The sequence below is a fragment of the Nocardia altamirensis NBRC 108246 genome (genome assembly GCF_001612685.1).
Lineage (GTDB): Bacteria > Actinomycetota > Actinomycetes > Mycobacteriales > Mycobacteriaceae > Nocardia > Nocardia altamirensis.
Genome location: NZ_BDAY01000002.1, coordinates 1 through 25,543 on the forward strand (window position 1 = coordinate 1; position 25,543 = coordinate 25,543).

The 25,543-nt window shown below is 66.6% G+C and carries 24 protein-coding genes; 10 read left to right on the plus strand and 14 right to left on the minus strand.

Going from position 1 to position 25,543, the window contains the following annotated elements:
* Positions 1–120 precede the first annotated feature (120 nt).
* Positions 121–1,773, plus strand: a complete 1,653-nt coding sequence (locus NA11_RS00010) for an FUSC family protein (protein ID WP_069159595.1) — start codon at positions 121–123, stop codon at positions 1,771–1,773.
* Positions 1,774–1,858: 85 nt separating this feature from the next.
* Positions 1,859–2,314, plus strand: coding sequence for an SRPBCC family protein (locus tag NA11_RS00015; RefSeq protein ID WP_069159596.1), 456 nt, complete (start codon positions 1,859–1,861; stop codon positions 2,312–2,314).
* 49 nt (positions 2,315–2,363) lie between these two features.
* On the opposite strand, the gene NA11_RS00020 is transcribed toward NA11_RS00015, so the two are convergent.
* Positions 2,364–3,845, minus strand: a complete 1,482-nt coding sequence (locus tag NA11_RS00020) for an LCP family protein (RefSeq protein WP_439957030.1) — start codon at positions 3,843–3,845, stop codon at positions 2,364–2,366.
* A gap of 445 nt (positions 3,846–4,290) precedes the next feature.
* Here NA11_RS00020 and NA11_RS00025 point away from each other — a divergent pair, with 445 nt between their 5' ends.
* Complete coding sequence (locus tag NA11_RS00025) at positions 4,291–4,944, plus strand: SDR family NAD(P)-dependent oxidoreductase (protein ID WP_069159679.1); 654 nt, start codon at positions 4,291–4,293, stop codon at positions 4,942–4,944.
* Positions 4,945–5,022: 78 nt separating this feature from the next.
* Here the strand turns inward: NA11_RS00025 and NA11_RS00030 are convergent, their stop codons facing one another.
* Positions 5,023–6,273 carry a cytochrome P450 gene (locus NA11_RS00030; protein ID WP_069159597.1) on the minus strand — a complete coding sequence of 417 codons (1,251 nt, stop codon included), beginning with the start codon at positions 6,271–6,273 and terminating at the stop codon, positions 5,023–5,025.
* Between the two features lie 129 nt (positions 6,274–6,402).
* Between NA11_RS00030 and NA11_RS00035 the strand changes: the two genes are divergently transcribed.
* Positions 6,403–6,873, plus strand: a complete 471-nt coding sequence (locus NA11_RS00035; RefSeq protein ID WP_084653804.1) for a winged helix-turn-helix transcriptional regulator — start codon at positions 6,403–6,405, stop codon at positions 6,871–6,873.
* Positions 6,874–6,957: 84 nt separating this feature from the next.
* Here the strand turns inward: NA11_RS00035 and NA11_RS00040 are convergent, their stop codons facing one another.
* Positions 6,958–8,346: a pyridoxal phosphate-dependent decarboxylase family protein gene (locus NA11_RS00040; RefSeq protein WP_069159599.1), complete on the minus strand. Its 1,389-nt coding sequence runs from the start codon at positions 8,344–8,346 to the stop codon at positions 6,958–6,960.
* A 59-nt stretch (positions 8,347–8,405) separates the two neighbouring features.
* A complete protein-coding gene (locus NA11_RS00045) occupies positions 8,406–9,620 on the minus strand; it encodes a L,D-transpeptidase (protein WP_069159680.1) in 1,215 nt (404 codons plus the stop codon).
* Positions 9,621–10,027: 407 nt separating this feature from the next.
* Between NA11_RS00045 and NA11_RS00050 the strand changes: the two genes are divergently transcribed.
* Positions 10,028–10,582, plus strand: a complete 555-nt coding sequence (locus tag NA11_RS00050; protein ID WP_167837512.1) for a nuclear transport factor 2 family protein — start codon at positions 10,028–10,030, stop codon at positions 10,580–10,582.
* Positions 10,583–10,629: 47 nt separating this feature from the next.
* Positions 10,630–11,592 carry a ketopantoate reductase family protein gene (locus tag NA11_RS00055; RefSeq protein ID WP_069159681.1) on the plus strand — a complete coding sequence of 321 codons (963 nt, stop codon included), beginning with the start codon at positions 10,630–10,632 and terminating at the stop codon, positions 11,590–11,592.
* Positions 11,593–11,638: 46 nt separating this feature from the next.
* Here the strand turns inward: NA11_RS00055 and NA11_RS00060 are convergent, their stop codons facing one another.
* Positions 11,639–12,340 (minus strand): M24 family metallopeptidase, encoded by a 702-nt coding sequence (locus tag NA11_RS00060; protein ID WP_439957031.1) that lies wholly within the window; start codon positions 12,338–12,340, stop codon positions 11,639–11,641.
* A 163-nt stretch (positions 12,341–12,503) separates the two neighbouring features.
* Between NA11_RS00060 and NA11_RS45400 the strand changes: the two genes are divergently transcribed.
* Positions 12,504–12,665, plus strand: coding sequence for a hypothetical protein (locus NA11_RS45400; RefSeq protein WP_167837513.1), 162 nt, complete (start codon positions 12,504–12,506; stop codon positions 12,663–12,665).
* Here the strand turns inward: NA11_RS45400 and NA11_RS00065 are convergent.
* Positions 12,662–13,312 carry a class I SAM-dependent methyltransferase gene (locus NA11_RS00065; protein ID WP_069159602.1) on the minus strand — a complete coding sequence of 217 codons (651 nt, stop codon included), beginning with the start codon at positions 13,310–13,312 and terminating at the stop codon, positions 12,662–12,664. The two genes, NA11_RS45400 and NA11_RS00065, sit on opposite strands and share 4 nt — an antisense overlap.
* Before the next feature lie 177 nt (positions 13,313–13,489).
* Here NA11_RS00065 and NA11_RS00070 point away from each other — a divergent pair, with 177 nt between their 5' ends.
* Complete coding sequence (locus NA11_RS00070) at positions 13,490–14,206, plus strand: tRNA-dependent cyclodipeptide synthase (RefSeq protein ID WP_069159603.1); 717 nt, start codon at positions 13,490–13,492, stop codon at positions 14,204–14,206.
* Between the two features lie 32 nt (positions 14,207–14,238).
* On the opposite strand, the gene glpD is transcribed toward NA11_RS00070, so the two are convergent.
* The 3 genes from glpD to NA11_RS00085 form a co-directional block, all read right to left on the minus strand.
* Positions 14,239–15,918, minus strand: a complete 1,680-nt coding sequence (gene glpD / locus NA11_RS00075) for a glycerol-3-phosphate dehydrogenase (protein ID WP_069159604.1) — start codon at positions 15,916–15,918, stop codon at positions 14,239–14,241.
* 75 nt (positions 15,919–15,993) lie between these two features.
* Complete coding sequence (gene glpK / locus NA11_RS00080) at positions 15,994–17,514, minus strand: glycerol kinase GlpK (protein WP_069159605.1); 1,521 nt, start codon at positions 17,512–17,514, stop codon at positions 15,994–15,996.
* Positions 17,515–17,636: 122 nt separating this feature from the next.
* Positions 17,637–18,452, minus strand: a complete 816-nt coding sequence (locus tag NA11_RS00085) for an MIP/aquaporin family protein (protein WP_069159682.1) — start codon at positions 18,450–18,452, stop codon at positions 17,637–17,639.
* A gap of 252 nt (positions 18,453–18,704) precedes the next feature.
* Here NA11_RS00085 and NA11_RS00090 point away from each other — a divergent pair, with 252 nt between their 5' ends.
* Together NA11_RS00090 and glpK (NA11_RS00095) are read left to right on the plus strand one after the other, a co-directional pair.
* Positions 18,705–19,463 carry an IclR family transcriptional regulator gene (locus NA11_RS00090; RefSeq protein WP_069159606.1) on the plus strand — a complete coding sequence of 253 codons (759 nt, stop codon included), beginning with the start codon at positions 18,705–18,707 and terminating at the stop codon, positions 19,461–19,463.
* 36 nt (positions 19,464–19,499) lie between these two features.
* Positions 19,500–21,038, plus strand: coding sequence for a glycerol kinase GlpK (gene glpK / locus NA11_RS00095; RefSeq protein ID WP_069159607.1), 1,539 nt, complete (start codon positions 19,500–19,502; stop codon positions 21,036–21,038).
* Between the two features lie 7 nt (positions 21,039–21,045).
* Here glpK (NA11_RS00095) and NA11_RS00100 read toward each other — a convergent pair whose 3' ends face one another.
* The 5 genes from NA11_RS00100 to NA11_RS00120 all read right to left on the minus strand — a co-directional run bounded on the left by NA11_RS00100 (position 21,046) and on the right by NA11_RS00120 (position 25,283).
* On the minus strand, positions 21,046–22,353 hold the full coding sequence (locus NA11_RS00100; protein ID WP_069159608.1) for a fatty acid desaturase family protein: 1,308 nt from the start codon (positions 22,351–22,353) through the stop codon (positions 21,046–21,048).
* 608 nt (positions 22,354–22,961) lie between these two features.
* Entirely contained in the window at positions 22,962–23,567 is a 606-nt protein-coding gene (locus NA11_RS00105) for a hypothetical protein (protein WP_141717286.1), read from the minus strand.
* Positions 23,552–24,397 carry a hypothetical protein gene (locus NA11_RS00110; RefSeq protein ID WP_069159610.1) on the minus strand — a complete coding sequence of 282 codons (846 nt, stop codon included), beginning with the start codon at positions 24,395–24,397 and terminating at the stop codon, positions 23,552–23,554. Before NA11_RS00110 ends, NA11_RS00105 begins: the two co-directional genes overlap by 16 nt.
* 2 nt (positions 24,398–24,399) lie before the next feature.
* On the minus strand, positions 24,400–24,711 hold the full coding sequence (locus NA11_RS00115) for a hypothetical protein (RefSeq protein WP_069159611.1): 312 nt from the start codon (positions 24,709–24,711) through the stop codon (positions 24,400–24,402).
* Positions 24,711–25,283 carry a hypothetical protein gene (locus NA11_RS00120; protein WP_069159612.1) on the minus strand — a complete coding sequence of 191 codons (573 nt, stop codon included), beginning with the start codon at positions 25,281–25,283 and terminating at the stop codon, positions 24,711–24,713. Before NA11_RS00120 ends, NA11_RS00115 begins: the two co-directional genes overlap by 1 nt.
* Positions 25,284–25,543 lie beyond the last annotated feature (260 nt).

Sequence of the window (25,543 nt, forward strand, 5' to 3'; positions counted from 1 at the left end):
GAGCGTTCGGTGGGCAGGTCGTGTTCGCTCGATGCTCGGCGGCGTTCGGTGGGCAGGCCGTGTTCGATGGCCCGGTTTGCTCGACAACTCGGGAATGTTTCGCGACTTGAAAGGACGTAGATGCCCCCGTCGGTCTCCGACCCGCTCCCGCCGAAGGGAAAGCTCGGCTCACTGCTGTTTGCGCTGCCGCCCGTTGGCCGGCGTTGGAGCACTGGCCTGCGGACGGCGATTGCCTTCGCGGTGCCCGCCGGGGTCGTGGTGGCGGCGGGGCATCCGAACTACGCGTTGTTCGTGTTGTTCGGTGCTTTCGCGGTGATGTACGGGGAGCGGAGGGCCTATCGCGTGCGTGCGGGAGTGGTGCTCACCGCAGGGGTGGCGTTGCTCGCCTCCTGCGCTGCGGGCGCGCTGCTCGGTCACACGATCTCCGGCGGGCTCGGCGCTTCGCTGTTGACGGTCGGCATGCTGACGGCGGTTGCCGTGTTCGGGGTGTACGTGATCGGCGCGCTGCGGCTCGGGCCGCCGGGCGCGCTGCTTTTCGTGATCGCCTGCGGTGGCGCGATGATGGCCGCCGAGGCGGGCATTGCAACGGAAGTGCTGTTGGCCTGCACGGCGTTCGGTGTGGTCTCGTCGATCGTCGTCTCCATGGCCGGGGTGCTGCGCGACCGCCGCAAGCCCGAGCGGGTCGCCGTGGCGGCCGCGATCGATACGGTCGACACCTTCCTTTCGGCGCGGGCCGCGGGCCTGCCCGCTATCGACTTGCGGCATCAGGCGGGCGGCGCGATCGCGGGGGCGTGGGCGGCGGTCTACGACGCTCGGCTGCCCAGCCGGATGCCGGATTCGGATTTGCTTGCCGCGCTGGTCGCGGCCAGGCATCGGCTGGCGGGCCCCGCCTACGACGACACCAACGACCTGGCTGTCGACCCGCTGATCTCGTTCGTCCGCCCTGGCATTCGCTTCCGGCTCCGGCGTGCATTCTCGTTCGACTCGCACGCCATGATCAGCGCCTACCGGGTTGGTCTCGCCTGCCTGGTCGCCGGCGGTATCAGCGCACTGCTCGGCCAGGACCGGCCGCACTGGGCAGTGTTCACCGCGCTGATGGTCTTGCAGACCGGACCGGACCGGATCCTCGGCAAGGTCCGTGGCATCCATCGATTCGTCGGAACCGTCGTCGGTTTGGCGTTCTTCGCGGCCGTGCACCAGCTCGCGCCGACCGGCTACACCCTCATCGTGCTGGTGGCCGCGCTGTTGTTCGGCATGGAGATGTTCGTGCCGCGCAACTACGCGATCGCTGCGGTCTTCCTCACCCCGGTTGCATTGCTCGCGGTCGGTGCGACTCCCGACGGCGCGGTGGGGCCACTGATCCGAGATCGGTTCGTCGAGACCGTCATCGGTGTTGTCGTCGCGGTGCTCGCCCAGCATGTGGTCGCACCGCACGCGCACCGGCGCACCTTCCGCTGGATCGAGCAGCGCGTCCGGACCGGCGCCCACGCATTGGTCGAGCTGCTGCGCACCGAACCGGCAGGCGCGCCCGCGGTCGTCCTGATCCAACAGCTGCAATTCGAACTGGTCGGCGTCGCCCGCAGCGGAATCGATTCCGCCACCGAAGATCCGGCATGGACCAGCGAACACTGGCCCGTCCACGCCGCCATCGCCCACCTCGGCTACGACCTGCTCGCCGCCTGCTGGGCGCTACCGCCCGGCGCGCTCCTGGACGACCCGGACTCCTGGGATCGGGCGTTCGACGCCGTCCTCCCACTACCCAAACCCGCCTGATTCCCGGGTGACGATCCGATCCCGTTCGATCGTTCGGCCGGAATCACGCGACCCATTCGGTCGCTTGGGCTGCTAGCGTGCGGGCATGCAGGACAGTGTGACAGTCCGGATGGCCGCGCCAGCTGAGCAGATCTGGGGCCTGGTCAGCGATATCACGAACACCGGGCGGTTCAGCCCGGAGACCTTTGCGGCCGAATGGTTGGGTGGGGCAACCGAACCCGCTGTCGGGGTGAAGTTTCGCGGGCACGTCAACCGGAACGGCTGGGGTCTGAAGTATTGGACGGTGTGCCGGATCATCGCCTGCGAGCCGGGGCGCGAATTCGCGTTCACCGTGTTCGGCCCGGGCGGAGTCCAGGTGAATACCTGGCGCTACCAATTCGAGCCGGTCGACGGCGGGACCGACGTCACCGAATCGTTTCAGCTGCACGCCAACCCGGTGCTGCGGGGGTATTGGTTGCTTGCCGGTCGTGCGCGCCGTAAGACGAACGTCAACGGGATGCGGGAGACGCTGAACAGGATCAAGGCGGTCGTCGAAGAGTAGGCACCGACCACGCACGTCGCAAGGAGATCCGACCTGCGGGCGTGTGCGCTCAGTTCACGCAGGGGATCGTGCTGCCGATCGTCGTGGTGAACGGCTTCCCCGAATCCGGGGCAGGCTCAGCCGGAGTGGTCGTCGGCGTTGTCGTGGTGGTGGTCGACGTGGTGTCCGACGTCAGCTCGGTGGGCATGATGAAGTCACTGCCGAGGACCACCTGGATATGCCCGGGCTGGACGTTCGGCGAGGCGGTGGCGGTCAATCCGCCGAGCGCCTCGGCCAGCGCGGTGGCATCGGTGTCGGCACCGGTGCCGTAGGTGATCGTGGTGGTGCTGATGGTGACCGGGGTGCCGCTGGCGTCGACGCGGTTGTCGACCGTGCCTTTGCCGTAGCCCTTGCCGTTCAGCACGGTGGCGAGTTTCGCGGCCGCGCCCGTCAGACTGCCCGCGTTCTGCACATCGACGATGCTGGTCGGTTTGGCCGGCGTGCTGCTCGGCGCCTCGACACCGAACGCGGTGCGTACTTCCTTCTTGATGGCCGCCGGATCGATGATGTTGACGTCCTGGCCGTTGACGTTGTCGTAGCGCAGCACCGGCAGCGTCCGGAACTCGATGCCGATGGACCCGGCCGCGCCGAGGTCGGTGGCGAAATCGATCAGGTCCCAGCCTTCGGAGAGCACCACGTCCTTGTGCGCCACCTCGATCAGCTGGGAGAGCTTGCCCAGGTTGGTCAGCGTGCCGGAATCCTTGAGCGACTTGCCCACCGAGGTGAGGAACGCCTGCTGCCGGTGCGTCCGATCCAGGTCGCCGTTCTCCAGGCCGTGCCGCTGGCGGACGAAGGCCAGCGCCTGCGCGCCGTCCAGATGCTGCGGCCCGGCGGGGAACTTGGCGCCGGAGTAGAAGCTGTCGTCGACGGCCTTGTTGAGGCAGACGTCGACGCCGCCGAGCGCGGTGGCCAGGTGATAGAACCCGGCGAGGGAGACCTCGGCGAAGCGGTCGATCGGGACGCCGACCAGATTGCGGACGGTCTTCACGATGGACGTTCGGCCCGCTTCCCGGCCTTGGCGCTCCAGGGTGGCTTGGTCCGTCACCCCTTTCGCGGCCAGCTTGTCCTGGGCGTTGGCCTTCGCCAGGCCGTAGGCTTCCTTGATCTTGACCTTCTCGTAGCCGGGAATGCCGGATACCGCGACGTAGTCGTCGCGCGGGATGGAGAACGCGACGATTCGCTTCATATCCGCCGGAATGTGCAGCAGGATCAGCGAATTCGCGTTGTAGCCGCCCTCGTCGCCGTCGCCTGCGTGCAGCTGGTCGAGGATCTCCTTCTCCAGGTTGTTGCCGTTCTGATCCTTGCGGGTGTCCAGTCCGATCAGCAGGACGTTCACGTCGCCGCCGAGCGAGCGCGGCGCGTCCGAGTCGATGACGTCGGTGCGGGTGAAGCCGCGATTGAAGTCGATCTTCTCGGACCAGGCGAACCCGGTGCCGGACAGCACCGCGAGCGCGGTGGCCGAGACGACCACGCGAACCGCGATCTTCGCCACCCGGCCTGCCCGATGCGACGTTGCCGCGGCGGGGTGTGATCTTGTGCGGGACTCCCGAGATTTCCTGGCAGCGCCGCGCGGTTTCGTCGCAGGGCTGGGTGATTCAGCGGCAGCGCGGCGTGGCCTTGCGCCTGCGCGGCGACGTTCGGCGGTATCGGCCTCGGGTGGTGTCGGTGGCCTGCTCTCGCGCCGCCGGTGCCGGGCGGGCGGGTCGGTGACCTGCGCTAACTCGACGGTGTCGTCATCGATCGGCGCGGCCGACTCTGCCCTACGCGCCTTCCTCGGCACTCGCCTCACGGATCGTTCCTTGCCCTCTAGTCCCTGCTACGCCTCATTCGAGAGTACGCACGCGCGGGTGATACCCCGCGTAGAGCGGGTTATGTCACCGTGAACCAGAGCCAGCGCCGAACCGCATAGGCACCGTCGCGGCTCTAGGCTCGTGGCCATGTCTGCTCCCGTGCTTCTCGTACTCGGCGCCGGTCCCGGTGTCGGATTGGCCGTTGCTCGCCTCTTCGCCGGGGACGGTTATGCCGTATTCCTGGCGACCAGGCTGGCGGCGGAAGCCGAGCCGCTCGTCGCTGAGCTCCGTGGCGAGGGACACACCGCCGACGGCGGCGGGGTCGATCTGTCCGATCCCGCCGACATCACCCGGTTGGTGACCGAGGTCGGCGAGCAGCTCGGCCGGATCGACGTGCTGCACTTCAACCCGAGCATGTTCCGCGAGGCCGATCCGTTGGAGTTGTCGGTGCCGGAGCTGATCGAGGACTTCACCATCGGCGCCGCCGCGCTGTTGCCCGCGGTGCAGGGGGCGTTGCCGTTCTTCGCCGATGGTGCGCGAGTGCTGGTCACCGGAAGTGCCGCGGCGGACAAGCCGTGGAACAAGGCCGCCTCGCTCGGCGTGCAGAAGGCGGCGGTCCGCAACCTGGTCACCAGCCTGGATACCACGTTGGCGCCCAAGGGTTTTCGAGCCGTGGCGGTGCAGATCAACGGTGTGCTCGGCTCGGGCGCGTTCACCAGGGACCTGGTCGCTGAGGCGTTGTACTCAGCCGCGACCCGATCCCTCGACGAGTGGACGCCGCACGTGTCCTACGACGGCTGAGCTGGCGCCCTGCGTCGAATCACCTGACGTCCTTGCTGATTCGACCTGCATCCTGCCTTGGCGCCGACGTCCTTCGAGCTAGCGCGGCAGGATCGCGGCGAACTCTAGTGGGAGGTGCGCAGGCCCGCGTAGGTTCATGTGCTCGCGATAGGCGGGCGGATCCGTTGGCAGCCGTGGTGATTCGACGCGCTGGGCGAAACGAGTGAGCGCGATCCGCGCCTCCACACGGGCCAGTGGTGCGCCGAGGCAGAAGTGCGCGCCGAGGCCGAACGCCAGATGACGGTTGTCTCGGGTCGGATCGAAGCGGTCGGGGTCGGGGAACACGGCGGGGTCGCGGTGCGCGGCGGCGACCAGCAGCACCACCAGTTTGCCACGTTCGATGGCCATGCCGTCGACCACCATCTCGTCGGCGGCGATCCGCGGAATCAGTTGCACCGGCGGGTCGAAGCGCAGGGTTTCCTCGATGACGCCCTGTGCCCGTTCGGGATTCGCGCGCAATGCAGCGAGCTCGTCGGGGCGGCGGAGCAGGGCAAGCGTCGCGTTGGCGATGAGGTTGACGGTGGTCTCGTGGCCGGCGACGAGCAGCAGTGCGCAGGTGGAGATCAACTCGTCGTGGCTGAGCTTGTCGCCTGCGTCCTCGGCCGCGAGTAACTCGGAGAGCAGGTCGGGTCCCGGTGTGGCGCGGCGGCGTTCGGTCAGCTGCTCGAAGTAGACGCTGAGCTCGGTACCGGCGCGCTGTAATTCGTCGGGATCGATGCGGAACTGGGCGGCGTCGCGTGAGGTCGGATCCAGCGAACGGGCCAGCACCGACGACCACTGGCTCAGCTGCGCTTCGTCTTCCAGTGGCACGCCGAGCAGCTCGCAGATGACGGTCACCGGCAGCGGATAGGCGAGGTCGGTGACGGCGTCGAAAGTGCCTGCCGCCGCACGCCGGTCGAGGATGTCGTCGACGATCTCGGTGATCCGTGGCTCGAGCCGGCGCACCACGCGCGGCGTGAAGGCCTTCGACACCAGCCGCCGCAGCCGCGTATGGTCCGGCGGATCGAGGAACAGGAACGATGGTTTGGCCTGTTCCGCAGTGGTTTTCGCGGCGTCGTAGATCGGCATCGAGCCCAGTTGCAGCCGCGCGAGTGAGCGGTCGACGCTGCTGCGCGGATCGCGAAGTACGGCTGTGCATCCGGCGTGCGTCGGCACGATGACGACCGGCGCGTTGCCGATCCGGAACGGTCCGAATTCACGTATTCGCGCGAACAGGGGATAGGGATTCGCCCGCACCGCGGGGTCGAGCAGACGCACATAGTCGGCAATCGACTGTTCTGCTGTTGGCATCGGATTCCTACCTCATCCGCCGGACCGATCTCAGTCGGTATTATTTCAATACTATCGGTAGGGATGAAATACCGATAGAGGTAACTCGGCCGGGTTTGGACGAACTGAACGGATGCGAAGATGTCCCGCATGACCATTCGACGCCCGGCCGATGATTCGGTGACCCGTGTCGTCGAGTTGCTCGGCGACCGATGGACGATCCTGATCATTGCCGAGGCCTTCTTCGGTGTGCGCCGGTTCAGCGACTTTGCCCGCAACATCGGCATCTCCAACCGCAACCTGCTCACCAGCCGCTTGCGCATGCTGATCGACGCCGACATCCTCACCCGCACCGACGAGGGCGGCGGCCGCGTCGACTACCACCTCACCGCCGCGGGTCGCGAGCTCTACCCCACCATCCTCGCGTTGATGAGCTGGGGCGACCGCCACCTGGCCGACCCGGACGGCCCACCGCTCATCCTCGAACACCGCACCTGCGGCCACGCCATGACACCACTGCTGGTCTGCGACCACTGCCACGCCGAACTGGACCCGCGCGACGTCGACCCACGCCCAGGACCCGGCTTCCACCCGCCCCCTGCCACGGAACCGGCAAGCTGATCGCGTGGATCCGGCCCGCCGGTCACCCAACTCGGCTACGCCGAGCGGGAAACCCTTGCGTGCACGCCTGAACGATGCTGTGGATCAGGGGATTTCGTTTGCTGCGGCGATGATTGCCTTGGCTGCGCGGTCGACGTCGGAGTCGGTGGTTCGCCAGTTGCTGAAGGCGGCGCGCAGTGCGGGGACACCGGCGTAGACCGGTGGGGTGATGAAGGTTTCGCCGCCGTCGGCCACGGCGGCGACCATGGCATCGATGCGTTCAAGGGTGGGGCGGTCGGTGAGGGTGAAGCAGGCGACGTTGAGCCGGACCGGGGCGACCAGGCGGAGTGGTCCGGTCGTGAGTTGGTCGGCGAGGCGACGGGCGGCGGAGATGTTGCGCTGCACGATATCTCGGTGGCCGGTGCGGCCGTACGCGGTTAGCGAGAACCAGGCCGTCAAGGCGCGGAGTCGGCGGGAGTTCTCGGGCACCAGGTGGCCGAAATCCGGGGTGCCAACGGGGGCAGTCAGATAGGCGGCCGCGTTCAGGAAGACGCGCAGCTGGAGGTCTCGGCGCCGAGTGAATTGGACTGCCGCGTCGTAGGGCACGTTGAGCCACTTGTGCAGGTCGACGCAGACCGAATCCGCTTCGGCGAGACCGTCGACGAGCTCGGCGTGCGACGGGGCGAGCGCGGCGAAAGCGCCGAACGCACCGTCGACGTGCAGCCAGAACGGATAGCGCTGGCGCAGTGCGGCAATCGCGCGCAGGTCGTCGAAGTCGACGGTGTTCACCGTCCCGGCATTGGCGACGACGATGGCGGGACGCCCGTCGAGGACGTCGAGCGCCGCGGCGAGCGCGTCCACGTCGACGGCCTCCCTGCCGCGCAGCGTCGGCACAGGACGCACACTGGTGCGGCCCATTCCGAGCATGGACACCGACTTGACGATGCTCGAGTGCGGCGTCCCCGACAGCACGCGGACGGGGCCGAGCGCGCCGACACCGTCCTGCGCCACCGAGACGCCGAGCTGTTCGCCTAGCCATTCACGCCCGATCGCAAGGCCGACGAAGTTCGACATCGTCGCCCCGCTGACGAAAGCGCCGGTGTGCTCGGACAATCCGAACAGCCGCCCGATCCAGCCCACCGTCAGCTGCTCCAGCTCACTGGCCGTGGAATCCTCGCTGGACATCGCGTTCTGATCGAACGCAGCGGTCAGCCAGTCACCGGCGATCGATGCCGGGGTGGCGCCGCCGGTGACGAAGCCGAAGTACCGCGGACCAGCACTGCCGGAGAAGCCGGGCGCCCAGCGCTCCTCGAAGCGCGCGAGCGCCTGGCGCAGCCCGACACCCTGCTCCGGAAACTCTTCGGCCCCTACCGCTTTCGGCGCTCGCGCGACCGGCCGCGACTCGATGCCTGCCAGCACCTCCATCGCCGACGCGCGCACGGCATCCAGCAGCGCGGGCAGCTCGGCACGGTCGATGGCAAGGTTCTCGTCCACAGGTCGACGCTACGAGCCTGGCACCGCCGTTGTCGTGGTCCAGTCGCCAGGAACTGGACCTAGTGCAACGCGCTGCCCTGCACCCATTCGTTCCACGGCACGCCCCAGTCGCCGTTCTGCCATACCTCGAGCGGCGCACCGCCGGTGTGCTTGATCTCCACCACATCGCCGGTGACGGCGAAATCGTAGAACCAGCGCGCGTTCTCGGGGCTGAGGTTCAGGCAGCCGTGCGAGGTGTTGGTGTTGCCCTGCGCCCACACGGTGGAGGCCAGCTCGTGCAGGTAGATGCCGTCGGTGCTGATCCGGGTCGCCCAGTTGATGGTTTCTTTGTAGCCGAGCCGCGAGTTGATCGGCAGGCCGAAGGTGGAGGAGTCCATGATCACCGGATTGGCCTTGCTCATCACCGTGTAGACACCGGGCTGGGTCCAGAAGGTGATGGTCTTGCCGCCGACGGTTTCACTGCCGCCCATCCCCATCGAGGTCGGCATGGTGCGGATCAGATTGCCGTTCTCGAACACCTGGACCTGATGGGTGTTGTCGTCGGCGACCGAGACGTGCGATGCGCCGATGGTGAACGAGGCCTTCGAATCCTCCTGGCCGTAGAGCCCCTTCCCGAGGTCTACCGCGTAGATGTTGGCCTTGACGTTCACCTTCGTGCCCGCCGGGTAGTACTCCTTGGGCCGCCAGTGCGCGCGCCGGTTGTCCAGCCAGTACCACGAACCCTCCAGCGGCGGCGTCGTGGTCACCGACAGCCGCTTCTCGGCGAGCGCTCGATCGGGGACGTCCTCGTCGAAGTGGGCGACGACGACCGCGCCGACCCCGAAGGTGCCGCCGTCGAGCAGGCCGCCGCCGGTGGTCTCGAAGTAGACCTTGGTCTGGTTGTTCGGCGTCAGCGTCGAGAACGTCGAGGTCAGCGGGCCGCTGCGACCCGTGATGGTGAGTCCTTCCGCGGTGATCGTGTACGTGTGGCCGTAGCCGAGCGACTCGGTGGGTTTCCACGCCGTCTTGTCCGGGGTCAGGATCCCGTCGATCGGCTTGCCTTGCTCGTTGGTCATGACGACCGAGGTCAGCATGCCGTCGCCCGCGTTCACCTGGACCGGTGCGAGGGGATCGACGCTCTTGGCGCCCTGTGCGGGCGTGATGGAGATCGGGGCGGGCATCGGGTCGTGTGACCCTGGTTTCTTCGACTCCGATGAACAACCGGCAACAACCACCAGCGCCATGACCAGGACAGCGATCCCGGCAGCACTGGATCGGAAGCGGCGACTCGACATGATTTCTCCTGTGTTCGCCGTGCGCTTCCCGCCGCGCACCCTCGACTTTCGGTCCCGCTCAGCGAGTTTACCGGGCCGCAGGAGCGGGTCGATCGCGCCCGAGGCTCGACTCGGCTACCCGGCAGCCATCGGCTCGCCGAAAAGCGTTGCGGTAGTTCCGGGTCCGGCACGATTACGCTGCCGGTCCGCTCGAGCGCGTCCGGCGGCCGCAGCGTCTGCATGCTGAAGCATTGCTGCCGGGTGACGACGGCGGCGTGCTCGCCGCACCTCCCGGGTGACCCACACCACCCGCGTTGTCGCGTTCTTAGCGAAAGTCGGCATTGACGGTGCTTGTTTGCTCATGATTTGCTGACTCAAGATTGAACGATCTACCGGTACGACAGGGAAGGCTTGTGATGATCATCGGCATGACAACCGCTCCGCAAGGCCGGAGACGTGTCGGCGTTCGGTCCGATCGGTCCACCGCAGGCCTGATCGACGCCGCGGACGAATGCGCCGTCATCGAACGCTTCTACGAACTGCTGTTCCTGCACGATCACGAGCAGATCCAGGACTTGGTCACCGACGACGTGCGGATCCATATGCCGTGGCAGCTGCCAGGCCTGCCCGATCGCATCGTCGGCCGCGAGGACCTGTGCCAGAGCGTCCGCTGGTCGAGTGACGTGCTGTGGCACGAGGGGAGCCTGTCCCGCATCCGAGTGCGCCCGTTCGCCACCCCACACGCCTGGTTCGTCGACGCGGAGGGCGAACTCACCGCGTTGGAGAGCGAACGCAACTACCACGCCGCCTACGTCGGGGAGGTGCGTTTCCGGGACGGACGCGTCGCCGAAGCCTGGTCCTATCACAACGTGTTGCATCAGATCATCGCGTTGGGCGCGGACGTGCCAGGGATCAACGCACCTGGACACGGGCTCAGCGTGCCGCACTCCGCGGGGAAATGCGGCGAGGAGGCCGTCGCCTGACGACCGTCGACGGGCGCGGATTCGCCGGAACGGGCAGGCTCGATCAGGTGGATGTCAAACGTTTCATCGTGTACGGGGCCGGCGCGGTCGGTGGCAGTCTCGGTGCGTTCCTGCACCGTGCGGGGCATGAGGTCGTGCTGATCGCCCGCGGCCCGCACCTGGACGCGATCCGTGACCGAGGGTTGCGCGTGGTCACCGGCGCGGGGGCGGCGATGGAGACCATTCCCGCCGTTTCCGGTCCCGACCAGCTCGTCGGCGCGGCAGGCGATGTGGTCCTGTTGGCCGTGAAAAGCATGAATACCGAAGCGGCACTGCGCGATCTGACGGTGGCTGTGGATCGGGCGACCCCGATCGTGTGCCTGCAGAACGGTGTCGCCAACGAGCCCGCCGCACTGCGGATGTTCTCGAATGTGTACGGAGTCTGCGTGATGTTCCCGACCACGCATCTGGAGCCGGGGGTGGTGGAGGCACGGGCGTGGCCGGTGCCTGCCATCCTCGACATCGGCAGATATCCGGCAGGCGTCGACGACACGGCGGAAGCTGTTGCGGCCGCGTTCCGTTCGGCGGGATGCCATGCGGAACCGCGCGCCGACATCATGCGGTGGAAGTATCACAAGCTGCTGATGAACCTCGGCAACGCCGTCGACGCGCTCGTCCGGCCGACCGACGATGTCACCGAGATCCTCGATCGTGCCCGCATCGAGGGCATGAAAGTCCTCACCGCGGCGGGAATTTCGTTTGTGACCGCCGTCGAGGACGGTGCGCGGCGTGGCGATGTCCTTCGCGTCGGCGTCCGGCGTTCGGTCAGCTCGTCGTGGCAGAGCCTGGCCAGGGGCACGGGCAGTATCGAAACCGATTATCTGAACGGCGAGATCGTGCTGCTCGGCCGCAGACATGGGGTGCCGACGCCGGTCAACGAGCGGATCCAGCACTTCGCCGAAGTCGTTGCGCGCGAAGGGCGGCCACCGGGCTCGGTGCCGCTGTCGGAACTGGTTGCCGCCCTGGGATAGTGCCCCGTCCAGGAACGGCGGCACGTTTCTGGACGAGGCGTATGCGCTACGCGGCGGGCCGCACGTCGAGCAGCTGCTCGAAGAACCCGCCGATGTTGTTCGCCCGGTCCACCAGGTGGATCTCCAGAATCCAATGGCAGGCACGGCCTTTGGGATCCATGCGGCGCATCGGCGTTGTCGAGCCCGCCGCGACGTAGGTGGTGATCTCGGTGCCGGAGATCTGCTTGTGCGGGAACTCGCCGACCAGATGGCCTGCGATCTCGGCGGTGAACTCCCAGCCCTGCTCGCTCGCCTGCGCCGAAACCCAGTGGTAGAGCTCCTCGCCGGTGATGTCGGGATGCGCATCGAAGTGCGTGCGCCCCTGCTCCCACAGCGGTTCGAGCGCATCGCGCAGTGCCAGCTTGGCCGGATCGTCGCCGAGCACGAAGGTCCGCCCGAAATCGGCTTCCCACTCCGCGAAGATCGGCCCGAAGTCCAGGAAGCAGATGTCGTCCTCGCCGATCACCCGGTCCGGTGGGTTGGCGCTGTACGGCTCGAGCGTGTTGATCCCGGATCGCACGATCCGCTTGTGCCAAAACCGCCGCGTCCCGAACATCTCGGCGGCCAGGTCGCGCACCGCATCACTGACCACCGATTCCCTGGCCCCCGGCGCGATCATCCCGCGCGCGACCACCTCATCGAACAAAGCAACAGCGTTCGCCTCTGCCGCCAACAAGGCCGCAACCCGCTCCGCTTCTCCCACACCCACCATCTCCATGACCCCGACCCTAGATCATGTCGACCACTCGCTCGGCCGTCGATCCGGCACACGCAATGCCCCCGCAAATCCGTCCGAGCCTGAGCATATTTCTTGCGTCGCGCGCCCCGGGCACGCTCGGATTCGAGCCTCCGAGGCGGGGTATTCGGCGGGCATGAGTGGACCGGAGATGGATCGGACGACGGCGGAGATCGAATTGGGGGAGGAGGACTTTGCGGCGGAGCATTCGAAGGCTACGCATGCCGATGAGCACCCGAAGGGGGCCGAGCTCGAGACCGACGAGTCGACCCCCGACGGACACAGCGGGATGGATTAGAGGCGGCGGATTCGGGCCTGCCACGCGGCCAGGTCGACGGCGGTGCCCGCCGGTAGTTTCAGGTCGTCGTCCGCTTCGAGGACGGCCTCGGTGACGCGGCCGTGGTATCGCGCGGGCTGCAGGTCTTCGAGTTCCCAACCGGCGCCGAATGATTCGCGGATGATCGAGTCGTTGATCCGCGGCCCGAAGCCGGGCTCGACGTCGGAGAGGGCGAGGATGTCGACGAGCCCGCCCGGCTTGCACAGGGCATGCAAGCTACGCACATAGGCGGCGCGGGCGTCAGGATCGTCGACGAAGATGTGGAACAGGGCGCTGTCGACGATGGTGTCGTAGCTGGGCTCCGTCGCGGCGGCACCCAGAGCGATCGCGTCGGCCACCTCGAACCGCGCGCTGGAAACATCTTGTGCCGCAGCATTTCTGTTGGCGTATTGGACGGCACTCGGCGACAGGTCGATGCCGAGCACGTCGTAACCCAGTGTGGTCAACAGGATCGTGTGTTCGCCTGCGCCGCAACCGGGATCGAGCACGCGGCCGCGAATCCACCCGTCCCGTTCCAGGGCGACGATCGCCGGTTGTGGCCCGCCGATCACCCACGGCGCGGTGTCGTTGTCATAAACGGAGTTCCAGAAATCAGCTGGCTGAGTCATACCTCCATCGTTAAACCTGAACCCGCATAGAGGTCAACGTTGACTTTTCGCGAATCTTCCCGTCAACGGCCGCCGGTTCGCAGTCGAAATCTGCCTCGGACCTGCGATTACCCGATCGGTGGACTGCGGGCGGTGTGTCAGGGCCGAGATCGTGGGCAGGTTTGGCAGCATGCTCTGATGCAGACGGCGCTGGAGCTCACTGCTTTGCCGCTGACGCCCAACTGTGCGGAGCTCTTCGCGCGAAGAGACCACGTTCTCTTGGGAATCAGCCCGTTCAACAGTTACTTCAAGCGGGCTCGGATCGCGGAGCTGACGAGGTGGGCGGTCAGTGAGTTCGCCTACGTCCAGTTCCATCTGCCCGATGTGCCGGGTGTATTCACGCTGCGAGCGCTCGGGTTGCCCGAACACAAGGCGCGAAAGCGGGCGCTCGAGAACGGGTTGAAGATGCGCAACCGGATTCGGGACGGACTGGCATCGGCGGGCTTGTCGGGCCTGGACGCGCGCGTGGTCGATTGGGCGTACCTGGAAGCGAATCCGGTGTTCGTCGACCTGCTCAGGGAAGCGACGGAGCTGTTCGCCTACGATGCGGCCTTCCGCGACCTGTGCCTGGAGACGACCCGAAATGTCTTGCGGCACCGGCTCGCCGACGGCAGTGAGCCGACCATCGAGCAGTGTGAGCTTGCGGCACAGTATTTTCTGGCCGACATTCCGCTGCTGGTCGACACCGCGGGCATCGTCGGCAGCGAAACCTCGTTGTACGCCTATCACCGTGGCATCCCGTTCATCGACGCGCTCTTCCGTCGCGAACTGCCGATGCAACCGGTTGCGGGGCAGGGATATTTGACCGTCCTGGCGTCCGGCGAGCTCGATGTTCAGCCGAAACTGCAGGGCTGAGAACAGGATCGAGCTCGCCGGCGGACGCGAGGTCAGGCGATGGCGACCAAGCGGGCCGCGTTGGCGGCTTCGTCGTCGGCGGCCTGGTTGGCGGCCAGTTCGGCGTGCACCCGGTCGCGGTAGCGGGTGAGTTCGCGTTCGGCATCGGCGGCGTCCCAGCCCAGGTGGGAGCCGATGAGGAAGGCGACCTCCGCGGCGGCGGCCAGGCCGCGGTCGGCGGCCTCGATGGAGATGCGGGTGCGGCGGGTGAGAACGTCGTCGAGATGGATGGCGCCCTCATGGGTGACCGCGTACACCGCTTCGGCAGCGAGGTAGTCGTCGGCCCCGGTCAGCGGCTTGGCCAGGTCGGGGTCAGCGGCGATCAGGTCGAACAGGTCGGTCGCGGCGGAACCGTAACGGCCGAGCAGGTGTTCGACGCTCGCCTTCGGCAGGCCGACGCGCTGCGCCAGGCTGTCGAGGTCGGCGAGCATCTCCTGGTAGCCGACGGCGCCGAGCAGCGGCAGCTTGTCGGTGACCGACGGGGCGACGGCGCGGCCGAGGCCTTCGACCGCCGCGTCCACCACGTCGGCGGCCATCACCCGGTAGGTGGTGTACTTGCCGCCCGCGATCACGAACAGGCCGGGAACCGGTTCTGCCACAGCGTGTTCCCGCGACAACTTCGAGGTGTCGCTGGACGCGCCGGACAGCAGCGGGCGCAGGCCCGCGTAGGTGCCGACGATGTCGTCGCGAGTCAGCGGCTGCCGCAGCACCGCGTTGACGTGGTCGAGGATGTACTGCACATCGGCGTTGCTGGTGGCCGGATGATCCTTGTCCAGCGACCAATCGGTGTCGGTGGTGCCGATGATCCAGTGCTTGTGCCACGGGATCACGAACAGCACGCTCTTCTCGGTCCGCATGATCAGCCCGGTGTCCAGGTCGAGGCGCTCGCGCGGCACCAGGATGTGCACGCCCTTGGACATGCGCACGTGGAACGGGAAGTCGACACCGGTCATCCGGTTCATTTCGTCGGTCCACACGCCGGTCGCGCTGATCACCCTGCGGGCCCGCACGGTGTGTTCGCGGCCGGTCTCCAGATCGGTGACGTGTGCGCCGATCACCCGAACACCGTCGCGCAGCAGCCCGGTGACCTTGGTGCGGGTGAGCACGGTCGCGCCGTGCTGTGCCGCGGTGCGGGCGATCGTCATGGTGTGCCGCGCGTCGTCGACCTGTGCGTCGTAGTACCGGATGGCGCCGGTCATCGCGTCCTCGCGCAGTGCTGGTGTCAATTCCAGTGCGCGAGTACGGGTCAGGTGCCGGTGCATGGGCACGGCGCGGGCGCCGCCGAGCGTGTCGTACAGCGCGACGCCCGCCCCGATGTAGGCCCGTTCCCACACCCGGTGCTGCAACGGAATCAGGAACGACACCGGGCGGACCAGGTGCGGCGCCAGCTTGTTGAGCAACAGGCCGCGTTCCTTCAAAGCCTCACGCACCAGCCAGAAGTCGAGCTGCTCGAGGTAGCGGAGCCCACCGTGGATGAGCTTGCTCGAGCGGCTGGAGGTGCCTGCCGCGAAGTCCCTGGCTTCCACCAGGGTGACGCTGAGGCCGCGCGAGGCGGCGTCGAGCGCGGCGCCCGCGCCGACCACGCCGCCACCGATCACGAGCACATCGATCTCGGTGTCGCCCAGTGCGTTCACCGCGGTGCTGCGGTAGGTGGGATCTAATCGTGCCGACATGTGAATCTCCTCTACTTCTGAATTAAGCTCTAGTGGTGAAACAAGCTCTGGCTCAGTGAAATTCGCGGCGCTCGGTTACTCGTCGACGTCGATCCAGTCGAGCGTGCGCGACACGGCCTTCTGCCAGCGGGCATAGCCCTTCGTGCGCTGTTCCTCGGTCCCGGTGGGATGCCAGCGCTTGTCCTCGTGCCAGTTGGCTACCAGTTCGTCTGTGCTGTTCCAGAATCCGACCGCAAGGCCTGCCGCATACGCGGCGCCGAGCGCGGTGGTCTCCGCGACCACCGGGCGCGACACCGGCACGCCGAGGAAGTCGGCCTGCAACTGCATGCACAGCTCGTTGGCGGTGACGCCGCCGTCCACCCGCAGCACGTCGAGCTGCACACCGGAGTCGGCCTGCATCGCCTCGACGACGTCGCGGGTCTGGTAGCAAATGGATTCCAGCGTCGCCCGCGCCAGGTGGGCGTTGGTGCTGAAGCGGGAAAGCCCGACGATCGCGCCGCGTGCGTCGGAGCGCCAGTACGGCGCGAACAGCCCGGAGAACGCGGGCACGAAGTACACGCCGCCGTTGTCCTCGACCTGCCGCGCCAGCGCTTCGCTTTGTGCCGCACCGGAAATGATGCCGAGCTGGTCACGCAGCCACTGCACCGCCGACCCGGTCACCGCGATCGAACCCTCCAGCGCGTACACCGGCTTGTCGTCGCCGAACTGGTAGGCGACCGTGGTGAGCAGCCCGTGCTGCGAGCGCACGATCTCGGTACCGGTGTTGAGCAGCAAGAAGTTTCCGGTGCCGTAGGTGTTCTTGGCCTCGCCGGGCCGGAAGCACACCTGGCCGACCGTGGCGGCCTGCTGATCGCCGAGCACACCGGACAGCGGCACCTCGCCGCCGAAAGGTCCATCGGCCCTGGTCTTTCCGAACAGCGCCGGGTTCGACGACGGTGCGATCGTCGGCAGCATCGCGCGCGGAATCCCGAAGATGGACAACAACTCGTCGTCCCAGTCCGAGGTCTCCAGGTTCATCAGCATGGTGCGGCTGGCGTTCGTCGGATCGGTGACGTGCACGCCGCCGTCGACCCCGCCGGTCAGGTTCCACAGCAGCCAGCTGTCGGTGGTGCCGAAGATCGCCTCGCCGCGCTCGGCGGCCTCGGCAACGCCGGGCACGTTGTCCAGGATCCAGCGCAGCTTGCCGCCGGAAAAGTAAGTGGCAGGCGGCAATCCGGCCTTGTGCCGGATGGTGTCGCCGTGTCCGGCGCGCTCGAGCTCGGCGGCGATCTTGTCGGTGCGGGTGTCCTGCCAGACGATCGCGTTGCAGTACGGGCGACCGGTCCTGCGGTTCCACACCACGGTGGTCTCGCGCTGGTTGGTGACGCCGACCGCGGCCAGGTCACTCGCGTCGAGGTCGGCCTTGGTGAGCGTGCTCTGGATGACCGCGCGGGTCCGCTCCCAGATCTCGGTCGGGTCGTGCTCCACCCAGCCTGCCTGCGGCAGAATCTGCTGGTGCTCGAGCTGGTGGCGGGCGATTTCGTTGCCGCTGTGATCGAACACCATGAAGCGAGTGCTGGTGGTGCCCTGGTCGATGGCGCCTACGTACTGGCTCATGACTGCACCTCGCTGGCGCTCGGTTCCGTCATGCCCATGGGCGCTGTCTTGTCGGTTCGCTCGCTACGCTCGCTCACGCGCCGTCCTTTCGAAGAATGAACTAACTACTACGAGAAGAGATTTCAGAAGAGGATCTGCGAAGCCAGTCCGGCGAGCACGCCGCCTGCCAGCGGTCCGAGGACGGGCACCCAGGCGTAACCCCAGTCGGAGTCCTTGCCGCCGTTGACCTGAGCGGTCGCGGCTTCGGGGCGCGGTTCGGCCGCATAGCTGCCCGCGGTCGCGGGTTCCCGCACCGGCGCTGCCACCTTGCTGACCGGCAGCAGCGCGTGCGCGAGCCGGGGGCCGAGGTCACGGGCGGGGTTGATGGCATAGCCGGTGGGACCGCCGAGCGAGGCGCCGATACCGACGACAAGCAGCGCCGCCGCCACCGGTCCGAGCCCGGTCGCGGTGTGGCCCATCGACAGCAGCACGAGCACCAGGGCGAAGGTCGCGATCAGCTCGGTGGCAAAGTTCCAGCTCGAGCTGCGGATCGCCGGACCGGTCGCGAACACGCTGAGCTTCTTTGCCTCGTCGGTCTCCTCGTCGAAGTGCCGTTTGTAGACGACGTAGGCGAGATTCGCGCCGACGAACGCGCCGACCAGCTGCCCCAAGACATAGGCGAGGGTGGTGGCGACGGTAATGCTGATGCCTGGCGCGTATTCGTCCGCGCCGCTGAACAGCACACCGATGGTGTAGGCGGGATTGAGATGGCCACCGCTCTTGTAGGCGACATAGACGCCTGCCATAACTCCGAGCCCCCACCCGAAGTTGATCAGTAACCAGCCGCCGTCGAATCCCTTGGATTTGGTCAGCAACACGTTCGCGACCACGCCAGCGCCAAGCAATATCAGCACGCCCGTGCCGAGTGCTTCGCTGAGGAAGATCGAGCCGAAGTTCACCGTTGAGTCTCCGTTCGCCCTGTTGGTCGCCGTCGCGACCCTGCGGAGCACGACGTTACGACGCGAGCGACAGACCGGACATAGCGCCCGTTCGACAATGCCGAACGGTAGGGCTGGTTGGGCGGGGCCGCTGCCGCTACGGTCAGGCGCCCGAGTAAGCGGGCATGACGCACGTCACACCGGCCTTCGGGAGTGTTGCCACCTGTTCACCACATGTTCGACATTGTCGAATGGAAACGTTAGGTTTCGGTCATGCCCGGTCCGATCCAGTCGATCGAGCGAGCGGCGGCCATTCTCCGGCTGCTCGCCCGCGGTGCCGGGCGCCTCGGGGTCGGTGAGATCGCGGGCGCGCTCGGACTCGCCAAACCGACCGTGCACGGCATCCTGCGCACGTTGCAGGGGGTCGGCTTCGTCGAACAGGACCCGGCGACCGGCAAGTATCAGCTCGGCGCCGCACTGGTCCACCTCGGCACCAGCTATCTCGATGCCAACGAACTGCGCTCCCGGGCGATCAACTGGGCCGACGCACTGGCCGCACGCACCGGCGAATCGGTGCGGATCGGGACGCCGGTCGACGGCACCGTCGTGGTGGTTCATCACGTCTTTCGCCCGGACAACACCGAGCAGGCGCTCGCGGTCGGCGAACTGCTGCCACCGCACGCCACCGCGCTCGGCAAGGTCCTGCTGGCCTTCGACGCGGAACTCGCGGCCGCCGTGCGCGGCGGCGACCTCACCTCGCTCACCCGCCGCACCATCGCCGATCGGGTCGCGCTCAACCGAGCCCTCGCCGCGGTGCGCCAGGCAGGCTGGGCAGGGGAGACCGAGGAATTCCGGCCGGGCGAGGCGGGCATCGCGGCGCCGATCCGCGCACACGGCGGACTCGTGGTCGGCGCCATCGGCATCAGCGGGCCGGTCGACCGGCTCTGCGATGCGCAACTACGACACCGGCCTGCACTGGTCACCCAGGTACGCGACGCCGCACGGGCAGTCTCCCGAGATTTGGGTGCCTGACACCGACTCATCGACTCGTAGCACGAAAGGACGCGGATGACGCAACGCTATGTGCTCGCGATCGACCAGGGCACCACCTCGACCAGGTGCATCCTGTTCGATCAGCGCGCCCGCCTGGTCGGCGTCGCGCAGCGCGAACACCAGCAGCACTACCCGCGTCCCGGCTGGGTCGAGCAGGACGCGATGGAGATCTGGCGCAACGTCGACCGGATCGTGCCGCAGGCGCTGCGCGACTCCGGCATCACCGCGGATCAGGTTGCCGCCCTTGGCATCGCGAACCAGCGCGAGACCACGGTGGTATGGGATCGGCACACCGGCCTGCCCATCCGGCGCGCCATCGTCTGGCAGGACACCCGCACCGAGGACCTGGTCAGCGAGTTCGAGGAAAGGCCTGGCGCGCACCGGATCCGGGAACTGTGCGGGCTGCCGCTCGCTACCTACTTCGCCGCGCCGCGGCTGCGCTGGCTGCTCGATACCATTGCGGGCCTGCGGGATCGGGCCGAACGCGGCGAGGTGCTGTTCGGCACCATGGAGACCTGGCTGATCTGGAACCTGACCGGCGGGGTCGACGGCGGCCTGCATCTCACCGACGTCACCAACGCCAGCCGCACACTGCTGATGAACCTCACCACCCTCACCTGGGACGACGAACTGCTGAGCTTCTTCGGCATTCCCGCCGCGATGCTGCCGCGCATCCAGGCCTCGACCGCGTCCTACGGCACCACTCGCCGCGTGGTGCCAGCCATCCCGATCGCCGCCGCGCTCGGCGACCAGCATGCCGCGCTGTTCGGCCAAACCTGTTTCGCCCGTGGGGAAACCAAATGCACCTACGGCACCGGTGGCTTTCTCATGATGAACACCGGCCAAGAGCTGGTGCAGTCCGAGCACGGGCTGCTCACCACCATCGGCTACCAGATCGGCCCGCAGCCGGTGTATGCGCTGGAAGGCCCGATCGCGGTCACCGGCTCGCTGGTGCAGTGGGTGCGCGACAACATCGGGCTGGTCGCCAGCGCGCCGGAGATCGAAACCCTCGCTCGCACAGTGGAAGACAACGGCGGTTGCTACATCGTGCCCGCGTTCTCCGGGCTGTACGCGCCGCACTGGCGCAGCGACGCCCGCGGACTCATCGCAGGCCTGACGTCCTACATCACCAAGGGGCACATCGCCCGTGCGGTCCTGGAGGCGACCGCGTGGCAGACCCGCGAAGTGATGGACGCGATGAACGCGGACTCCGGTTTGCAGGCGCGTGCGCTGCGCGTCGACGGCGGCATGACCTCCGACAACCTGCTCATGCAGATCGTCGCCGACGTCCTCGACATTCCGGTGATGCGCCCGTTCGTCTCCGAAACCGTCTCGCTCGGTGCGGCATACGCGGCCGGGCTCGCCGTCGGCTACTGGCCGGATCTGGAAGGCTTACGCAACAACTGGCGCCTGGCCGGGCAGTGGCGGCCGCAGATGGACCCGGTGCACCGCGCCGACGAGTACGAAAACTGGCAGCACGCGGTGCAATTGACGTTCGGCTGGATGCGGTCCAAGCGCCGGAGGGACGCGGCGCGGTCGCGTCCCGCCGGGTGACGCCGGGCTAGCCGGAAACGCTGGGAACCGGAGCCCGCAGCGACCCTCGGATATTCGCCTTGACCTTGGCGGCGGTGCGGCGCAGCCGCCCGCCCTCCAGCCCGGCCTCCTGCTCGAGCCGCATCCTGGCGTTGTGCAGCGCGGTCCGCAAACCCGTTGTCACACCGGAGATCTCGGAGACCGCGAGCGCAGTCTGGAACTTCTTCTCCGAGGCGGTTTCCGGCGCGTCGTCAGAGGTGGCGATCAGGAACCGGTCCGGCACCGCGAGCTTGTGGATGGTGCGCATGGTGAGCAGGTACTGGCGCAGCAGCGATGCGCTGGTGTAGGGCAGGTCGTACTTGTCGCACAGTGCCCGAACCCGTTGCGCGATCTCGGCGTAGCGGTTGCTCGGGAGATCGGGGAACAGGTGGTGTTCGATTTGGTAACACAGATTTCCGCTGGCGAAGGCCAAGGTCGGTCCGGCATCGAAATTCGCGGTGCCGAGCATCTGGCGCAGGTACCACTCGGACTTGGTCTCGTTCTCCAGCGCCGCCTCCGTGAATTTCTCGGCGCCGTCGGGGAAGTGGCCGCAGAAGATGACCACGTACGCCCAGGCGTTGCGCATGACATTGGCGGCGAGGTTCGCCGTCAGCGCACGGCGCCAACGCTTTCCACTCAGTGCGGGGAACAGCACGTAGTCCTTGATCGCCTGCCGGGACGCCTTGCGCAGGAAAGCCATTGTCACGGCCTTCTTCTCGGCCTTCGTCTCGAACCTGTCTCGGTCCGCGTACAGACCGTGCAGGCCGATGCCCACCTCGAAAGTGGTGGCCAGAATCAGGTTTTGCAGCGGCTGCAGCAGATGCTCGGCCCGCCACTGCTGGTCCCTGGTCACCCGCATCACGCCGAAGCCGATGTCGTCGTCCATGTCGAGGACGTTGGTGTAGAGGTGGTGACGGAAGTTGTGCGAGTACTTCCACTGGGTGGACAGCCCGACCATGTCCCACTCCCAGGTGCTGGAGTGGATCTCCGGATCGTTCATCCAATCCCACTGCCCGTGCGAGACGTTGTGCCCGATCTCCATGTTCTCGATGCTCTTCGCCGCGGCAAGCGACACCGCACCGAGCAACCAGCCTGCCCGGTTCCGGTTGACCGCGATGAGCAGCCGGGCGGCTGCCTCGAGTGCGCGCTGGAAGCGGATGGTGCGCCGGATATAGGCCGCGTCGCGGCCGCCGAGGGATTCGCTGACGTCGCGATGGATGGTGTCGAGCTCCGCGCCGAGTGCCTCGATGTCTTCCTTGCTCAGGTGTGCGTACACGGCGATATCGGTGATGGCCATTGGTCCTCTTCGAATGGATCGGCTGCGCGGGCGCAGGTACGCCCGGTCTGGCCGCCGACGCTCGTCGTGATCGGCGTTGCCCGGGTGACGTGACCCGAGCTCGATGGTCGGTCGAGAAAGGCCGACGATGATTCGTACCTCCGAAGCTACCACCGTGCCGGACACCGGTACGGCAACGGCAGGCGGACGGCAGATCAACGGGACATGTCCGCGCCGGATCGGGGACATTGCCGCCCGCCGCGCCCGGGCGCAACACCGAACACGGCGGCGTTGCGGCGGGATCATGCGCGTCCCGGTGGACGGAGGGGGTTGAATAGAGGGGATTGGCTATTCGCGGCCGATCGGAGGAGGCTCGACGGATGAGTCAGGAAAGCGGGCAAGGGTCCGGGCTATTCAGCCACGACACCGTTCCCATCCCGGTGTACACCCCTGCCGAAAGCAGTGACATACACCATCAGCCGGTATTCAGTAGGGCCGAAGAGGTTCCCGGCTCTGTTCCCAGGGAGGCCATGCCGCCCGCTGGTTGACATCGAACGCGCCGCGAGCCCCCGCATCCGGTCCTGGATGCGGGGGCTCGTGGCGTGAGTGCGGCGATGTGCCGCGGGGTTTCAACCCTTCAGGGTGCGGATCATGTTCACCAACGCTTGCGCAGCCGCTCGGGTCGTTTGATCATCTCGCACCGTCTCCTTCTCGGTTCCCTTGAAGAGGAGTTCGCCCTCCCAGCCGTCGATACTGGCTGTGAGGTAGACGTCGAGCAGCGTGGTGGCGGATTCGCCCCCCTTCGGCATCGGCTCTGTGGCTACCTTGACAGTCACGCCGTCGACGGTGATGACCCTGGTCGGGTAGTTCTCGCTGGCCGACGCGGGGGTAGACAGAGGAGGGTTATCGCTGACGATGATGCGAAACAGCGAGACGTATCCGAGGTGAGATGGCGATGCGGACGGGTCTCCCGTCTCGTAGAAGCACCCATTTCCGGTATCGATCTTGTCGGTCAGCGCCTTACCGCCGGCGCCGGCGCTGATCTTCAGATTTTCGGTACCAGCTCGGGTGGCGAAGAAATGTCTTGTGGAGTCGCACAACTCCTGGATGGTGTGGTTGCTTGTCGGTATCGCATGCCGTTCGGGTTGGGTGCGGGGCAACAGGCCGCAGCCGGATATCAGTACTGCTAGCGCCGAGATCGCCAGTAGCTTAGGTAAATTCATGTCGCTTGCCATTCGGAGCTCGGCGAGTTGATGTTGAAGTCGTCGGCAGCACTACGTGGCCAACGGTTGTTGAGGAACCCCTTCTGGTTAGTTTTCGATTCGTCGATTTTAGTAATGCTTTCCCGCTGTGCGATGAGCGCCTTCAGGAGCTTGTCTGTGTAGTCGACGGTGCTGCTGATGACTTTTCCGAGGACATCGATCGCATCGGAGACCCCGACCGGAGCGGCGATGAAGGTAGCGATCTTGGCAAGAGCCTTCCCGAATTTGATGAGCAGATCCGCGATATCCGTGACGATCTTGGAGTAGAAATCCCAAGCGATGTCCGAGATCTTGGCCAGCGCGTCTGCCATCTTGTCGCAGGTCGATTTCGCGGAATCCAGTGTGGTGTCCTGGAGTGTCCGTGCCGCTGTGTACTTGAGCGCTGCCGCTCCGGCCCAATAGCCGGTGAGGTTACCGTTCACCACCTCGTTGTTCTGGGCCTCGCCGATCTTGCCCTTCAGCGTCGTCCATGCCTCGCTCGTGAGCAGGAAGGCGATGGGCGCTTTCAGACTGTCGACCGCGCTCTGCAGTTTGTCCAACAGCTCCTGGATCTTCTTCTTGATCGCTTCCTTGTGGTCTTGCATGTACCCGGTGAAGTCGTCTTCGGTGATCGAGCCGTAGACAGCGCCTGCCACCGCACCGACCAAGCCGAAGACGGATGCTCCCTCGACCTCGGCCGCGGCGATCGCCGCCTTTCGGAACGCGTCGTCGACTTTGGCAGGCTGGTCCCTGATCTCCGCGATCTGGTCGGAGAACGTGTCGAGCACGCTGTTGATATCGTCCAGAGATTTGGTCAGGCCCATTACTAAACCTCTTCCAACTTGATCAGGACGTTCGCGAAGTTCTGGTCCTGTTCCTGAAAGACTTTCGCGACATGGTCGAGAACCTTGGCGATGGAGTCGGTTTCGTCTCGGCCCTCGACGAGCCTGTCGTACATATATCGCGCGGCGGCCAGCTGGGCATCCCAGGTTTCCCGGAACAGTCCCCACACAACATCCTGGTGACTGAAGTGAATACTCTGCGCCTGCTGCGCGGCGACGGTGAGCGCATCCGATGCGTGATCCCAGGCCCGGGAAGCTTTGACCAGCTGGTTGAGATCCGTTGAGAAATTGACCATTACGAGTTCCTCGTCAGGTAGCGCTTGTATTCGGATAGTTCGTGTTCGAGCTCGTCGTCGGTGCGATCGGCCCACGACCCGTCTTCGTGGAAACGCGGCCGCTGCTTCCGGATCTGATTCGCACCGTCGAGGATGTCGTGCGCGATGTCCGAGGGGTTGGCCGTGGCAGCCCACCGCGGATCGATCTCGATGCTGCCGATGCGAGAGATGCTCGCGGCCACCATGATCGAGGATGTGCCGAAGTCGGTCATCGGCCCGCGGCCGACGAATTCGTCACTCTGCCGCAGCGATCGTTCGACGCTCTCGAACTCGGCGAGCGATCCGGTGTCGAGCAGCGTGATCAGTTCTGTTCGGCGAGAAGGCGATACGGTCAATTCGGTCCATCTGCCCGAGGCGATGGCCTGCGCGTCGTGCCGCCACAACGTCACGTAGTAGCCGGTCATCGCGGCCGCCGACAGATCGGATGGATTCAAGCGGTCGTGGATATTTCGACTCACCTCGACGTGCGTCGGGAGGCGGCCTTCGTCGAGGGTCATGGTGAAAAGCCCGACGCCGATCAAGCCAGTGGTCACTGCGTTCCCTTCTGTACGACAGCTGTGCGTGTCGATCCATCGAAGGGCGGCTATCGAATCAAGCGACCATGGCGGCAGTTCAGCACACCCCCCTAGGTCACTGGCCCCCGCGCCGCCAACCGTGGTGTATCGGCGCTGACCAGGGCGGATCGCTCTGGACAGCGCGCTGGTCAGACCCTACCGGCCAGCTCGCGGACGCAGCAACCGCGACGACAGTCTTCGGCTTTCGTGCCCGGGTGGCGGGGAGGTCGGGTTCAATA

Excerpts from the sequence above, each read along its gene's own strand:
- NA11_RS00015 (WP_069159596.1), top strand. The coding sequence starts at position 1,859 with ATGCAGGACAGTGTGACAGTCCGGATGGCCGCGCCAGCTGAGCAGATC.
- NA11_RS00110 (WP_069159610.1), bottom strand. The coding sequence starts at position 24,397 with ATGGGCCTGACCAAATCTCTGGACGATATCAACAGCGTGCTCGACACG.
- NA11_RS00045 (WP_069159680.1), bottom strand. The coding sequence starts at position 9,620 with ATGTCGAGTCGCCGCTTCCGATCCAGTGCTGCCGGGATCGCTGTCCTG.
- NA11_RS00070 (WP_069159603.1), top strand. The coding sequence starts at position 13,490 with ATGCAGACGGCGCTGGAGCTCACTGCTTTGCCGCTGACGCCCAACTGT.
- NA11_RS00030 (WP_069159597.1), bottom strand. The coding sequence starts at position 6,273 with ATGCCAACAGCAGAACAGTCGATTGCCGACTATGTGCGTCTGCTCGAC.
- NA11_RS00105 (WP_141717286.1), bottom strand. The coding sequence starts at position 23,567 with ATGGCAAGCGACATGAATTTACCTAAGCTACTGGCGATCTCGGCGCTA.
- NA11_RS45400 (WP_167837513.1), top strand. The coding sequence starts at position 12,504 with ATGAGTGGACCGGAGATGGATCGGACGACGGCGGAGATCGAATTGGGG.
- glpK (WP_069159605.1), bottom strand. The coding sequence starts at position 17,514 with ATGAGCCAGTACGTAGGCGCCATCGACCAGGGCACCACCAGCACTCGC.
- NA11_RS00035 (WP_084653804.1), top strand. The coding sequence starts at position 6,403 with ATGACCATTCGACGCCCGGCCGATGATTCGGTGACCCGTGTCGTCGAG.
- glpD (WP_069159604.1), bottom strand. The coding sequence starts at position 15,918 with ATGTCGGCACGATTAGATCCCACCTACCGCAGCACCGCGGTGAACGCA.
- NA11_RS00100 (WP_069159608.1), bottom strand. The coding sequence starts at position 22,353 with ATGGCCATCACCGATATCGCCGTGTACGCACACCTGAGCAAGGAAGAC.
- NA11_RS00010 (WP_069159595.1), top strand. The coding sequence starts at position 121 with ATGCCCCCGTCGGTCTCCGACCCGCTCCCGCCGAAGGGAAAGCTCGGC.
- NA11_RS00025 (WP_069159679.1), top strand. The coding sequence starts at position 4,291 with ATGTCTGCTCCCGTGCTTCTCGTACTCGGCGCCGGTCCCGGTGTCGGA.
- NA11_RS00090 (WP_069159606.1), top strand. The coding sequence starts at position 18,705 with ATGCCCGGTCCGATCCAGTCGATCGAGCGAGCGGCGGCCATTCTCCGG.
- NA11_RS00050 (WP_167837512.1), top strand. The coding sequence starts at position 10,028 with ATGACAACCGCTCCGCAAGGCCGGAGACGTGTCGGCGTTCGGTCCGAT.
- glpK (WP_069159607.1), top strand. The coding sequence starts at position 19,500 with ATGACGCAACGCTATGTGCTCGCGATCGACCAGGGCACCACCTCGACC.
- NA11_RS00115 (WP_069159611.1), bottom strand. The coding sequence starts at position 24,711 with ATGGTCAATTTCTCAACGGATCTCAACCAGCTGGTCAAAGCTTCCCGG.
- NA11_RS00065 (WP_069159602.1), bottom strand. The coding sequence starts at position 13,312 with ATGACTCAGCCAGCTGATTTCTGGAACTCCGTTTATGACAACGACACC.